The following is a 13196-nucleotide window of genomic DNA, read 5'->3' as shown; positions in this document are numbered from 1 at the left end:
GGGGACGGGTGCCGGTCACTGTGGGATCTCTACAGAATCTCCGGTCACCGGGGGCCGCCGCGTGGGCATGATGCACGGCGACGACCTTCGGGAGGTTCCGTGCCGCATTCCATCGACGCGTCATTCCTCGCGCTCCCCTTGCGTCCCCTGGCCGACGCCGCACTGGCGCGCGCCCGCGCGCTGGGCGCCGAGCACGCCGACTTCCGCTTCGAGCGGGTGCGCACCGCCGGATGGCGGCTGCGCGACTCCCGCCCCGCGGGCTCGGCGGACAGCACCGACCTCGGGTACGGGGTGCGGGTGGTGCACGACGGGGCCTGGGGCTTCGCCTCCGGCACCGAGCGGAGTATGGACGCCGCCGCGCGCGTGGCCGGGCAGGCGGTGGCCATGGCCAAACTGGCGGCGAAGGTGAACGCCGCGGCGGGTTCGGCCGATGGGGGTACCCCCGGCGGCAGCTGGGGGAGGGTGGAGCTGGCCGACGAGCCCGTCCACGGCGAGCGCACCTGGGTCTCCTCCTACGAGGTGGATCCCTTCTCCGTGCCGGACGAGGAGAAGACCGCGCTCCTGGCCGACTTCAGTGACCGGCTGCTGGCCGCCAAGGGCGTGAGCCACGTGGACGCGTCGCTGGTGACGGTGCATGAGAACAAGTTCTACGCGGACACCGCGGGCACGACGACCACGCAGCAGCGCGTGCGGGTGCACCCCCAGCTGACGGCGGTGGCCGTGGACGGCCCCGGGGGCTCCTTCGAGTCCATGCGCACCCTGGCCCCGCCGGTGGGCCGCGGCTGGGAGTACCTGACGGGCACCGGCTGGGACTGGGACGCCGAACTGGCGGAGATGCCGGAGCTGCTGGCGGCGAAGCTGCGCGCGCCGAGCGTGCGGGCCGGCGCGTACGACCTGGTCGTGGACGCGTCCAACCTGTGGCTGACCATCCACGAGTCGATCGGCCACGCCACCGAGCTCGACCGGGCGCTGGGCTACGAGGCGGCCTACGCGGGCACCTCGTTCGCCACCCCCGACGGGCTGGGCACGCTGCGGTACGGCTCGCCGCTGATGAACGTCACCGGCGACCGGACGGCCGAACACGGCCTGGCGACCATCGGCTACGACGACGAGGGCGTGGCCGCCCAGTCCTGGAACCTGATCGAGGACGGGATCCTCACCGGCTACCAGCTCGACCGGCGGATCGCCCGGCTGCACGGGCTGGGGCGCTCCAACGGCTGCTCGTACGCGGACTCCCCCTCGCGCATGCCGGTGCAGCGGATGGCGAACGTCTCGCTGCGCCCGGCACCGGACGGGCCCTCGACGGAGGAGCTGATCGCGGGCGTGGACCGCGGGATCTACGTGGTCGGCAACCGGTCGTGGTCGATCGATCAGCAGCGCTACAACTTCCAGTTCACACAGCAGAGGGCATACGCGATCCGGAAGGGCCGCCTTTGCGGGCAGCTCCGGGATGTTGCCTATCAGGGAACGACCCCTGATTTCTGGGGCTCCATGGAGGGGATTGGCGGACCCCAGACTTACGTCCTAGGAGGGGCCTTCAACTGCGGCAAGGCCCAGCCGGGCCAGATCGCGGCCGTCTCGCACGGCTGCCCCACGGCCCTCTTCCGGGGCGTGAACATCCTGAACACGGCGCAGGAGGCGGGAAAGTGACGGATCGTCAGATCAGTTCGCACGAGATCGTCGAGCGGGCCCTGGCGCTCTCCCGGGCCGACGGCTGCACGGTGATCGTCGGCGAGCGCTCCACCGCCAACCTGCGCTGGGCGCGCAACGCGCCCACCACCAACGGCGTCACGCGCGGCCGCGCCGTCACCGTGATCGCCACCGTGGACGGCGGCAGCGGCACCGCCGCGGGCGTCGTCTCGCGCTCCGGGGTCACCGCCGACGGTCTGGAGGAGCTGGTGCGGGCCGCGGAGCGGGCCGCGCGCGCGGCGGGCCCGGCCGAGGACGCCGCGCCGCCGGTGACGGACGTGCCGCACTCCCCCGGCTTCACCGACGGGCCCGACGGGACGACCGCGGCCGTCTTCGACGCCTTCGCCCCCGCCCTGGGCGAGTCCTTCGCGCGGGCCCGCGCGGCCGGCCGGGAGCTGTACGGCTTCGCCCAGCACGAGACCGTCACCAGCTACCTGGGCACCTCCGCCGGGCTGCGGCTGCGGCACGACCAGCCCGCCGGCAGCGTCGAGCTGAACGCCAAGGCGGCCGACGGCACCGGCTCGGTGTGGACGGCGGTGCCCACCCGGGACTTCGCGGACGTGGACCCGCTCGCCCTGGACGCCTCCCTCGCCGAGCGGCTGGGCTGGTCCCGGCGCCGCGTCGAGGTCCCGGCCGGGCGGCATCCGACGCTGCTGCCGCCGTCGGCCGTGGCGGACCTGATGGTCCACCAGCAGCTGCGGGCCGACGCCCGCGGCGCGGCGGAGGGCCGCACCGTCTTCTCCCGGGCCGGCGGCGGGACCCGGGTGGGCGAGAAGCTGGCGGCGCTGCCGCTGACGCTGCGCAGCGACCCCGCCGCCCCGGGCCTGGAGTGCGCCCCGTTCGTCCTGACGGGCGGCTCCGGCGACGGGATCTCGGTGTTCGACAACGGGCTGCCGCTGGGCGCCACCGACTGGATCCGTGACGGCGTGCTGGAGCGGCTGCTCACCACCCGGCACAGCGCCGCGCTGACCGGGCTCCCGGTCGCCCCGTACCCGGGCAACCTGGTCCTGGACGCGGGCGGCACCCGCTCCCTGCCGGAGATGATCGCGGCGAGCGGGCACGACGGGCCCGAGCTGCTGCTGACCTCGCTCTGGTACATCCGCGAGGTGGACCCCGCGACGCTGCTGGTGACGGGCCTGACCCGGGACGGGGTCTTCCTGGTGCGGGACGGCGAGGTGGTGGGCGAGGTCACCAACTTCCGCTTCAACGAGTCACCGGTCGGCCTGCTCTCCCGGGCCGTGGAGGCGGGGCGCACCGAGCGCACCCTGGGCCGGGACATCGGCAAGAACTTCGGCCGGACGGCGATGCCGTCGCTGCGGATCCCGGACTTCAACATGAGTTCGGTGAGCAAGGGGGTCTGAAGGGGGCCGGAAGGACGGGACGGGGCGGCGGCGGGCCGTCCGAATAGACTGGCCCGACGGGCTCGTCCCGTCCAACCGTCCGCAACGATCTCAGGAACGCCATGACACGCCTCGGCGAATCCGTCGCCCGCGCCAGCGAGCTCCTCGCGCAGGACCTCTCCCTCGACTCGACCGTGGAGCAGTTGCTCACCGAGACCAAGGCGCGGCGCTATCTGGACCTGACGGACCTCTCGCCGGACGAGCAGGCCGCCCTGATCGCGGGCCGTGCCGTGGAGGTGCTGCCGGGCCGCGAGAAGCTGGCCGAGCGGATCGGGGAGCTCCGGGCCACGGGCAAGGGCCTGCACATCAAGCTGGGCATCGACCCGACGGCGGCCGACGTCCACCTCGGTCACACCGTCCCGATGATCGTCCTCAGCCGCTTCCAGCGGATGGGCCACGACGTCACGCTGCTGATCGGCGACTTCACGGCCAAGATCGGCGACCCGACGGGCCGTACGGCCGAGCGGCCGCCGCTGACCGACGCCGACATCGAGAAGAACCTGGCCGGCTACCGCGAGCAGGTGCGGCCGTTCTTCGACTTCGACGCGGTCCGCTTCGTCCAGAACAGCGAGTGGCTGTCCCCGTTCACCTTCCCGGAGCTGCTGTCCCTGCTCTCCCAGGTGCCGGTCTCGCAGCTGCTGCAGCGCGAGGACTTCCGCAGCCGGCTGGCCTCGGGCTCCGGCCTGACCATGTCCGAGCTGCTCTACCCGGTCGCCCAGGGCCTGGACTCCGTGGCCCTGGACTGCGACGTGGAGCTGGGCGGCGCCGACCAGCTGCTCAACCTGCAGATGGGCCGCAAGCTGATGGAGCTGCGCGGGCAGCGGCCGCAGCTGGTGGTCACCATGCCGCTCATCGAGGGCACGGACGGCACCGGCGCGAAGATGTCCAAGTCCAAGGGCAACTACGTCGGGCTGAACGCCACCGCCGACGACGTCTTCGGCAAGATCATGTCCGTGCCGGACCGGCTCATGGAGCCGTACCTCAAGGCGTGGACGGAGTGGACGGACGAGGAGATCTCCCTCGCGCTGTCCCGGATCGAGTCGCGCTCGCTGCACCCGATGGACCTCAAGAAGGTCCTCGCCGGTGAGGTCGTGGCCGTGCTCTACGGCGTCGAGGCGGCGATGGCCGCCCGTGCGGGCTTCGTCGCGCAGTTCTCGAAGAAGAGCTTCACGGACGTCGAGGCGCTGCCGGTGGTCGAGGTCGCCGAGCACGGGGCCGAGACGGTGACCGGCGTGCTCAGCAAGGTGCTGGGCTTCCAGCCGAGCGCGTCGGCGGCGCGGCGGGTGGCGAAGCAGAACGGCCTGCGGCTGATCGTCGAGACGGGTGACGGGCAGGAGGCGATCGTGCTCGCGGAGGCGGACGCGATCCGGCCGCTCGGGGAGGTCGTCCCGGAGCTGCTGTCGGGGGCGGGTCTGGGTTCCGACGCGGGTGCCGTCTACCTCAAGGCGGGGCGTCGGGTGGCGGAGCTGCGGGGGCTGTAGCCGGGGGTTTTGGCCCCGGTCCCGCCCTTTCACCGCTTCTTCCGGGGCGGGCCCCGGGGCCCGGCACCGCGCTCCGCGCGGTGAGCGGGGGCTTCGCCCCCTGCACCCCCCCACCGGGGCTCCGCCCCGGACCCCGCATCGCGGCTTCGCCGCTCGTCCTCAAACTCCCCCAGAAGGGGTGCCCCCGGACGGGCTGATCATTCAGCCTGTCCGGGGGAGTTTGAGGACAGCGCCCGAAGGGCGCTTCGGGGATGCAGGGGCTGCGCCCCTGCGGAAACGGTGAAGGGCGGGGCGGGGATCAATCCCCGCGGTCACGGCCGCCGCGTACCGCCACCCACACCCGGTCGCCCAGCGCCACCACCACGATCGCGCCGACCAGCTGCAGTACATGCCGGATCCAGTCCACGCCGTGCGTGTGCCGGACCCCCAGCCCCGACGCCCCCCAGTTCCCCAGCACCGCCCCGATCATGCCGCAGATGATCGTCAGCAGGAGCGGGATCCGTTGCTTTCCCGGGAGGATCGCCTTGGCGATCAGGCCCAGGACCAGACCGACGATGATGGCCCACAACCAGTTCATGGCAGCAGTGTCGGCCCGCCCGGCCCGCCCCGCACGTCGAGCCTCCCCGCCCTCGTCTTGCCGGACCGCGCGGCGTAACGTTGAGTACATCCCGACCCGACCAGCAGAAGCGATCAGGTGGTGCACGTGATACGGAAGCGCGGCCAGACGGAGACCTTCCGGATCACCGGAGCCCGGCAGGGCCTGAAGGAGGACGTGCGCGGGCGCGAGCGCCGCTACGTCATCTCGATGGGGATCCGTACGCTCGCGGTCATCCTGACGGTGGTGCTGTGGAACGTGGAGCGCCACATCGCGCTCGGCACCCTCGTCCTGGGCATGTTGCTCCCCTACGTCGCGGTGGTGATCGCCAACGCGGGCCGGGAGAACGTCCCTTCGCTGCCCCAGACGTTCGTCCCCGGGCCCACCCGGCCGGCGCTCCCCACCGGCCCCGGCGGAGCGGCGGACTCCGCCGGTGAGAGCGTCCGCGGGACCCAACAGGGCGACCAGAGTTGAGGCTTGGGTTCCGGAACGCCGGGTCGAAGCTCAGCAAAACCTCAAATGAATCATGTCTTTAGGTGCCCTCGACGGGGCTCTCCGTGACATACTTCGTAGGCGCTCCGCATCCCCCGTCGGAGCGAATGATCGACGCCGGGCGGCTCCCCCCGTGGCTGCCCGGCGTCGTCGTGCCCGCGTACGGACGCGCCGTACCGGCACGTAGAGTTGACGGGTGAACTTCCCCGGCTTCCCCGGCTCCCCCGACGCGTCCACCGCCCCCATCTGCTCGGCCAAGGGCTGCCGCGCCCCCGCCGTCTGGGTGCTGGCGTGGAACAACCCCAAGCTGCACACCCCCGAGCGCCGCAAGACCTGGCTCGCGTGCGAGGAGCACCGCGAGCACCTGTCGCAGTTCCTGGGCGTGCGCGGTTTCCTCAAGGACGTGGTGACGCTGGAGGAGTGGGAGGCACGGAGCTGAGCGGGGAACCGCGCGACCGGCCACGACGCACCCGCGGATGACGTACCGGACTTCGAGCGGAGCGCTTGGCGCTCCTCAGCCGCCTATCGCGGACATCGGGCGGCGCGGCTGGAGGAACGCCGGGTCGTCGAGGCCCGAGCCCGCCTTCTTGCCCCACATCGCCCGCCGCCACCGCCCGGCGATCTCCTCGTCGTCGGCGCCCGAGCGCAGCGCCCCGCGCAGATCCGTTTCCTCGGTGGCGAACAGGCAGGTGCGCACCTGCCCGTCGGCGGTGAGCCGGGTGCGGTCGCAGGCGGAGCAGAACGGGCGGGTGACGGAGGCGATGACGCCGACCCGGGCCGGGCCGCCGTCCACGAGCCAGCGCTCGGCGGGGGCGGAGCCGCGGCTCTCCTCGGGGGTGAGCGCGAAGCGGGTGCGCAGGCTCGCCAGGATGTCCCCGGCGGTGATCATCTCCTCGCGGCGCCAGCCGTGCTGGGCGTCCAGCGGCATCTGCTCGATGAAGCGCAGCTCGTACCCGTTCTCGACCGCCCAGGCGAGCAGGTCGGGGGCCTCGTCGTCGTTGAGGCCGGGCATCAGGACGGTGTTGACCTTGACGGGGTCGAGGCCGGCGGCCCGGGCGGCGGCGAGTCCGTCGAGGACGTCCTGGTGGCGCTTGCGCCGGGTGAGTCGCTGGAAGACGTCGGGGCGCAGGGTGTCGAGGGAGACGTTGACCCGGTCGAGGCCGGCCTCCCGCAGGGCGGTCGCGGTGCGGGCCAGGCCGATGCCGTTGGTGGTGAGGGACATCCGGGGGCGCGGTTCGAGGGCCGCGCACCGCTCGACGACGGAGACCAGCCCGGGGCGCAGCAGCGGCTCGCCGCCGGTGAAGCGGACCTCGGTGATGCCGAGCCGGGTGACGGCGATCCGCACCAGGCGGACGATCTCGTCGTCGGTGAGCAACTCCTGCCGGGCGAGCCACTGGAGGCCCTCTTCGGGCATGCAGTAGGTGCAGCGGAGGTTGCAGCGGTCGGTGAGGGAAACCCTCAAGTCCCTGGCGATGCGGCCGTAGGTGTCGATGAGCACGGCGCTGCCCCTCCCGCGGTGACCGTTGGTGCCGATGGTCCGCAGCGTACGCGATCCCCCGGGGCATCAACAGTTCGTTGACGCCCCGGGGGACGGTGGGGCGACGGTCAGTGCGCGCCGTAGCCGGTGAGCGAACGGACCTCCAGTTCGGCGTACTTCTTCGGGTCCGCCGCCTCCCGCGTGAGCAGCGAGCCGAGCCAGCCGAGCAGGAAGCCGAGCGGGATGGAGACGAGGCCGGGGTTGCCGAGGGGGAACCAGTCGAAGCTCATGCCGGGGAAGAGCGCCTTGGGGTTGCCCGAGACGACCGGTGAGAAGATCACCAGGGTGACGGAGGAGACGAGTCCGCCGTAGATCGACCACAGGGCGCCCCGGGTGGTGAAGCGCTTCCAGAAGAGGCTGTAGAGGATCGTCGGCAGATTGGCCGAGGCGGCGACGGCGAAGGCCAGCGCCACCAGGGCGGCCGCGTTGAGCCGGTGGGCGAAGATGCCCAGCACGATGGAGATCCCGCCGATGACCACGGCGGCGATCTTGGCGGTGAGGATCTCCTCCTTCTCCCCGGTCGCGCCCTTGCGGATGACGTTGGCCCACAGGTCGTGCGCGAAGGAGGCGGACGAGGCGAGGGTGAGGCCGGCGACCACGGCGAGGATGGTGGCGAAGGCGACGGCGGAGATCACCGCGAGCAGCACGGCGCCGCCGGTGGAGCCCGCGCCCCCGCCGACCTCCTCGGCGAGCAGCGGCGCCGCGGTGTTGCCGGACTCGTTCGAGGCGACGATGGCCTTGGAGCCGACGAGGGCCGCGGCGCCGAAGCCCAGCGCGATGGTCATCAGATAGAAGGCGCCGATGATGCCGATGGCCCAGTTCACCGACGTGCGGGCGGCCTTGGCGGTGGGCACGGTGTAGAAGCGGATGAGGATGTGCGGCAGTCCGGCCGTGCCGAGGACGAGCGCGAGGCCGAGCGAGACGAAGTTGAGCTTCGAGGTGCCGTCCTTGCCGTACTGGAGCCCGGGTTCGAGGAAGGCCCGGCCCTTGCCGCTCCGCTCGGCGGCGGCGCCGAGCAGGTGGGAGAGGTTCCAGTCGAACTTGTTGAGCACCAGGACCGTGATCAGCAGGGTGCCCGCGATGAGCAGGACCGCCTTGACGATCTGCACCCAAGTGGTGCCCTTCATCCCGCCGATCGTCACGTACAGCACCATCACCAGGCCCACCAGGACGATGATCCAGCGCCGGGCCCCCTCGCCGCTGGCGCCCAGCAGCAGGGCGACGAGCGCGCCCGCGCCGACCATCTGGGCCAGCAGGTAGAAGATCGAGACGACGATGGTGGAGGTGCCGGCGGCGGTGCGCACCGGGCGCTGCGCCAGGCGGTGGGCGAGGACGTCGGCCATGGTGAACCGGCCGGAGTTGCGCAGCGGTTCGGCGACCAGCAGCAGGGCGACCAGCCAGGCGACGAGGAAGCCGATGGAGTAGAGGAAGCCGTCGTAGCCGAAGAGGGCGATGGCGCCGGCGATGCCGAGGAAGGACGCGGCGGACATGTAGTCGCCGGAGATGGCCAGGCCGTTCTGGAAGCCGGAGAAGGAGCGGCCGCCGGCGTAGAAGTCGTCGGCGCCCTTGGTCTGCCGGCCGGCCCAGACGGTGATGCCCAGGGTGATGGCGACGAAGACCGAGAACAGCGTGATGATCAGGGTGCGGTGCTCGCCGGCGCCTCCGGCGGCGAGGACGGTCAGGGGGGTGCTCATTCGCCCGCCTCCATACGGGCCTTGACGGCCTCGGCCCGGGGGTCGATGCGGGCCGCGGCGTGCCGGGAGTACCACCAGGCGATCAGGAAGGTGGTGAGGAACTGGCCGAGGCCGAACACGAGGGCGACGTTGACGTTTCCGACGAGGACGGTGTCCATGAAGCCGCCCGCGTAGTTGGACAGCAGCACGTAGAGCAGGTACCAGGCGACGAAGGCGACGGTGAGGGGGAAGGCGAAGGAGCGGTGGGCCCTGCGCAGTTCGCCGAACTCCGCGCTGGCCTGGACCGCGAGGAAGCGGTCGGGCTGCACGGGGATGCCGGGCCGGGACGTCCCGTCCGGCTGCCGTTGGTCTGTTGCGGTGGTGGGGGTCTCCGCGACCTCTTCTGAGTCCACGGCCTCTCCTGACGGTGATGGGTGCGGGCGCGAGCCGAAGGCTGTGATCCGGATCACGCATCGTAGAGCGACACCGCAGTATGCGACAGGGGGGCGGTCGTTGAATGGCGGAGCGTGGACCGGGCGGGGCAAAACCGGCCGGGGACGGCCTCGTTGACCTGGCGTGAGCACCGAGCCGCCGCCTCAGCGGCAGTCCCCCGGCCAGTCCCCTGATCGACGGCCGTTCGGAATCATCAGGTTGACGGCGCCCCTGCCGGCCGTGCACACGGACCGGCCCGCGGCGATCCCGGTCACCGGCCGCTGGTTCGGGCCGAGGGTACCGCTTCCGCCGCTGAGCATCGAGGCCCTGCGGACCCCCGGCCGGGGCTGAACTCCGGTGCCGGGCAGGGACAAAGCGCCCCGTTTCCGCCGTTGCTCGGGGAATTCATTGCTCCGCAGCCATGATCGGCGCTAGCTTCACTCGTCATGTACCCGTCCGGGCGCGCCTGGTGCTCCGGACGGCCCGGATGATGTGGAGTTCCCATGGCTCATCTGCGCACCAGACGCCGGCACGCCCTCCTGGCCGTGCCCGCCGCCCTGGCGCTCACCGCCTCCCTCGGCTTCCTGCCCGGCGTCGCCTCGGCCGCCGCCCCGGCCGCGAAGCCCACGGTGAAGACCGACGGCCCGCTGCTGTCGTACGTGGTCAACACGGCCACCGAGCGCGGCACGCTCGACGCGGTGAAGAAGTCCGTCCGGCAGAACGGCGGCAGCATCGTCGAGTCGTACGACAAGATCGGCGTCATCGTCGCGCACTCGGCCAACCCGGACTTCGCCAGGACGCTGCGCGCGGTCCCGGGCGTCCAGTCCGCGGGCGCCACCCGCACCGCTCCCCTCACCCCGGCGGCCACCACGGACGTGGGCAAGCCCCAGAAGCTCAAGCTGCCGAAGTCGTACGCGGCGGCCGCGGCGAAGGCGGCCAAGTCCGGCAAGGGCGGCAAGAACGCCCAGGAGCCGCTGGAGAGCCTCCAGTGGGACCTGCCGGCCATCAAGGCCGACAAGGCCGCGAAGGTCAACCCGGGCAGCCGCAAGGTCACCGTCGGCGTCATAGACACGGGTGTCGACGACACCCACCCCGACCTCGCGCCGAACTTCTCCCGCTCCCAGTCGGCCAGCTGCGTCACCGGCAAGGCGGACACCAGCGCCGGTGCCTGGCGGCCGTTCAACCCCGCGACGGACTACCACGGCACGCACGTGGCCGGCACCATAGCCGCGGCCCGCAACGGCGTGGGCGTGGCCGGTGTGGCGCCGGGCGCGAAGATAGCCGCGCTCAAGGTGAGCACCGACAAGGGCAGCTTCTTCTACGCGGAGAGCGTGGTCTGCGCCTTCGTCTTCGCCGCCGACCACGGCATATCGGTGACGAACAACAGCTACTACGTCGACCCGTGGATGTTCAACTGCACGGACGACGCCGACCAGAAGGCCATCGCCGACGCGGTCAACCGCGCGGTGCGGTACGCCGACCGCAAGGGCGTCGTCAACGTCGCCTCGGCCGGCAACTCCAACTTCGACCTGGCGGCCAAGAAGATCACCGACGCGTCGAGCCCCAACGACACCAAGCCCGGCCCGCGCGACATCGACCCGGCCAAGTGCCTGGACGTCCCGGCCCAGCTGCCCGGTGTCATCACCGTCTCCGCCACCGGCGTCAACTCGCTGAAGTCGTACTACTCCAACTACGGCATCGGCGCCATCGACGTGGCGGCCCCCGGCGGTGACGCCCGCCAGATCCCGGACGCCCCCGCCAAGGACGGCCGCATCCTCTCCACCCTCCCGGGCGGCGACTACGGCTTCCTGCAGGGCACTTCGATGGCCGGTCCGCACGTCGCGGGCGTGGCGGCGCTGCTGAAGAGCACCCACCCGAAGTCCACCCCGGCGGAGATCCAGTGGATCCTCAAGGCCCAGGCCAAGAACCCGGGCTGCCCGGCGCAGGCTCCCGCCGACGCCCCCTGCGTCGGCACCAAGAACATCAACAGCCACTACGGCTACGGCATCGTGGACGCCCTGGCCGCGGCCCGCGGCTGACGTCCGGCCCATCGGCGGAGGGGACCGGGCCGGCGCCCGGCGCCCTCCGTCTCCGCCGCCGCCCGCACCACCGCGTCCGCCAGCAGGGCCTGCGCCCCCAGATAGGTCAGCATGATCCAGAACTGGGGTGCGGGGGCCTGCGGCCACTTCGCGAGGCCGGACGCGATGAGGGTGTCGGAGAGCAGGAAGAGCGCACCGCCCGCCGCGCCCCGGCGACCGGTGCGCAGCGCGCCGTACGCCGTCGCCGTCAGCAGCAGGCCGTACAGCGCGACGGGCGGCCGCAGCCGCCCGGGCAGGCCCGGCCACAGCAGGGCGGTCGTCGCGGCCCAGGCGGCGGCGTAGCCGAGGGCGGGGCGCAGGTGCGGCTTGCCGGCCGGACCGGCGGCATCCGGCACGCCGGGCAGGCGCCACCGGCCCGGAGTACCCGCCGCGCCGGGCCGGTCCGGCCGGTCCGCGGACGCGCCGCCGTACCGGGCGAACAGCCCGAGGTAGCACAGGTGCCCGGCCGCGAAGGCGCCCATCCCCAGCAAGAACGCCGTTTCCCCGCCGGCCTGCAGCAGGACGTCCCCCGCGCAGCCGAGCAGCAGCGCGACCGCCAGCAGCGGGGGTCCGCCCCGGACCAGGACGTACTCGGCGAGCAGCGGCATCAGCACCGGCTTGGTGGCCCGCGCGACGGGTGTGGCGCCGGTGAGCAGGGCGCCGAGGTGGACGCCCCCGGCGGCCAGGGCGAGCCGGGGCCGGCGCAGCGCCTTCACCGGCCGGCCCGCCGGGGCCTGCGGGCCTCGGCCGGTTCCGGGCCGAAGGCCCCCGCCCGCCGGGAGCCCGAGCGCCCGGCCCGCCGGGGCTCGGGGCCCATCGCCCGCTCCGGCGAGGCGACTTGGGCCCGGCCGGAGGCGGAGGTTCCGGCACGGCCGGGTGCCGGCGGCGCACCGGGCACGGCCCGCCCGGGCCCGGGAGCCCCGGCCGTCCCCGGCCCGGAGGCCCGGACCCGTCCGGAGCCCGCCGGCCCGGACCCCTTCGGCTGCCAGCCCGGGCCGCGGAAGATCCGCCCGGCGCGCTCGCCCCACGTGCGGGCGGCCCGGACGTCGCGCGCGATCGCGGCGTACTCGTGGGTCGCGACGCGCAGCGGGTTGAACGTGTGGATGTTCTTCGTCAACCCGTAGACGGGCCGTTCCCCCTCCGCGACGAACGAGCCGAAGAGCCGGTCCCAGACGATGAGGATCCCGCCGAAGTTGCGGTCCAGGTAACCGCCTTGGGAGGCGTGGTGCACCCGGTGGTGCGAGGGGGTGTTGAGGACGTACTCGAAGGGCCGGGGCAGCTTCCCGATCCGTTCGGTGTGGACCCAGAACTGGTAGACGAGGTTGGCGCCCGAGCAGAAGGCGACGGCCGCCGGGTGCACCCCCAGCGCCACCATCGGCACGTAGAACGGCCAGACGGTCCAGGTGGTCCACGGCTGGCGCAGCGCGGTGGTGAAGTTGAACTTCCGGCTGGAGTGGTGCACGACGTGGCAGGCCCACAGGATCCTGATCACGTGGTGGCCGCGGTGCGACCAGTAGTAGAAGAAGTCCTGGGCGAGCAGCATCAGGGGCAGCGTCCACCACAGCAGCGGGACGCGCAGCGGTGTGAGTTCGTGGATCGCGGTGTAGACCGCGACGATGGGGATCTTCCACAGGGCGTCGAAGAGCACGCTGCCGACGCCCATGCCGATGCTGGTCGCCGCGTCCTTGGTCTCGTAGCCCTCGGCCTCGTCGTCGGGATGGAGGCGGTAGCTCACCGCCTCGATCACGGTGAGCACGGTGAAGGCGGGGACCGACCACAACACGACATCCGGAAGGTGCGGCATGACGGCACCATAAAC

At 72.5% G+C, this 13196-nt stretch carries 12 protein-coding genes; 6 read left to right on the top strand and 6 right to left on the bottom strand.

Annotated features, from left to right (window positions below; translation table 11 throughout):
- Nucleotides 1–99 precede the first annotated feature (99 nt).
- The 3 genes from I5Q34_RS19630 (at nucleotide 100) to tyrS (ending at nucleotide 4570) form a co-directional block, all read left to right on the top strand.
- Nucleotides 100–1650, top strand: a complete 1551-nt coding sequence (locus I5Q34_RS19630; RefSeq protein ID WP_199893628.1) for a TldD/PmbA family protein — start codon at nucleotides 100–102, stop codon at nucleotides 1648–1650.
- A complete protein-coding gene (locus I5Q34_RS19625) occupies nucleotides 1647–3050 on the top strand; it encodes a metallopeptidase TldD-related protein (RefSeq protein ID WP_199893627.1) in 1404 nt (467 codons plus the stop codon). The genes I5Q34_RS19630 and I5Q34_RS19625 overlap by 4 nt, the downstream gene beginning before the upstream one ends.
- A gap of 101 nt (nucleotides 3051–3151) precedes the next feature.
- Nucleotides 3152–4570: a tyrosine--tRNA ligase gene (gene tyrS, locus I5Q34_RS19620; protein ID WP_199893626.1), complete on the top strand. Its 1419-nt coding sequence runs from the start codon at nucleotides 3152–3154 to the stop codon at nucleotides 4568–4570.
- 298 nt (nucleotides 4571–4868) lie between these two features.
- Here tyrS and I5Q34_RS19615 read toward each other — a convergent pair whose 3' ends face one another.
- A complete protein-coding gene (locus I5Q34_RS19615) occupies nucleotides 4869–5147 on the bottom strand; it encodes a GlsB/YeaQ/YmgE family stress response membrane protein (RefSeq protein ID WP_199893625.1) in 279 nt (92 codons plus the stop codon).
- Between the two features lie 117 nt (nucleotides 5148–5264).
- Between I5Q34_RS19615 and I5Q34_RS19610 the strand changes: the two genes are divergently transcribed.
- Nucleotides 5265–5639 carry a DUF3099 domain-containing protein gene (locus I5Q34_RS19610; protein ID WP_374193044.1) on the top strand — a complete coding sequence of 125 codons (375 nt, stop codon included), beginning with the start codon at nucleotides 5265–5267 and terminating at the stop codon, nucleotides 5637–5639.
- 214 nt (nucleotides 5640–5853) lie between these two features.
- Nucleotides 5854–6096, top strand: coding sequence for a hypothetical protein (locus I5Q34_RS19605; protein WP_199893624.1), 243 nt, complete (start codon nucleotides 5854–5856; stop codon nucleotides 6094–6096).
- 75 nt (nucleotides 6097–6171) lie between these two features.
- On the opposite strand, the gene moaA is transcribed toward I5Q34_RS19605, so the two are convergent.
- The 3 genes from moaA to I5Q34_RS19590 all read right to left on the bottom strand — a co-directional run bounded on the left by moaA (nucleotide 6172) and on the right by I5Q34_RS19590 (nucleotide 9202).
- On the bottom strand, nucleotides 6172–7155 hold the full coding sequence (gene moaA / locus I5Q34_RS19600; protein ID WP_199893623.1) for a GTP 3',8-cyclase MoaA: 984 nt from the start codon (nucleotides 7153–7155) through the stop codon (nucleotides 6172–6174).
- 107 nt (nucleotides 7156–7262) lie between these two features.
- Nucleotides 7263–8888 (bottom strand): cation acetate symporter, encoded by a 1626-nt coding sequence (locus I5Q34_RS19595; RefSeq protein WP_199893622.1) that lies wholly within the window; start codon nucleotides 8886–8888, stop codon nucleotides 7263–7265.
- Entirely contained in the window at nucleotides 8885–9202 is a 318-nt protein-coding gene (locus I5Q34_RS19590; protein WP_277965499.1) for a DUF485 domain-containing protein, read from the bottom strand. Before I5Q34_RS19590 ends, I5Q34_RS19595 begins: the two co-directional genes overlap by 4 nt.
- Before the next feature lie 600 nt (nucleotides 9203–9802).
- Between I5Q34_RS19590 and I5Q34_RS19585 the strand changes: the two genes are divergently transcribed.
- Nucleotides 9803–11338, top strand: a complete 1536-nt coding sequence (locus I5Q34_RS19585; protein ID WP_199893620.1) for a S8 family serine peptidase — start codon at nucleotides 9803–9805, stop codon at nucleotides 11336–11338.
- On the opposite strand, the gene I5Q34_RS19580 is transcribed toward I5Q34_RS19585, so the two are convergent.
- Both I5Q34_RS19580 and I5Q34_RS19575 read right to left on the bottom strand, forming a co-directional pair.
- Nucleotides 11299–12093: a lysoplasmalogenase gene (locus I5Q34_RS19580; RefSeq protein WP_374193043.1), complete on the bottom strand. Its 795-nt coding sequence runs from the start codon at nucleotides 12091–12093 to the stop codon at nucleotides 11299–11301. The genes I5Q34_RS19585 and I5Q34_RS19580 overlap by 40 nt on opposite strands.
- A complete protein-coding gene (locus tag I5Q34_RS19575) occupies nucleotides 12090–13181 on the bottom strand; it encodes a sterol desaturase family protein (protein ID WP_234429153.1) in 1092 nt (363 codons plus the stop codon). The genes I5Q34_RS19580 and I5Q34_RS19575 overlap by 4 nt, the downstream gene beginning before the upstream one ends.
- Nucleotides 13182–13196: the final 15 nt, after the last annotated feature.

The sequence above is a fragment of the Streptomyces sp. AV19 genome, from assembly GCF_015999245.1.
In the GTDB taxonomy this organism is placed as follows: Bacteria; Actinomycetota; Actinomycetes; order Streptomycetales; family Streptomycetaceae; genus Streptomyces.
Note: the sequence above shows the minus strand (reverse complement) of the source record. Positions and strands in the feature narration are given on the sequence as shown.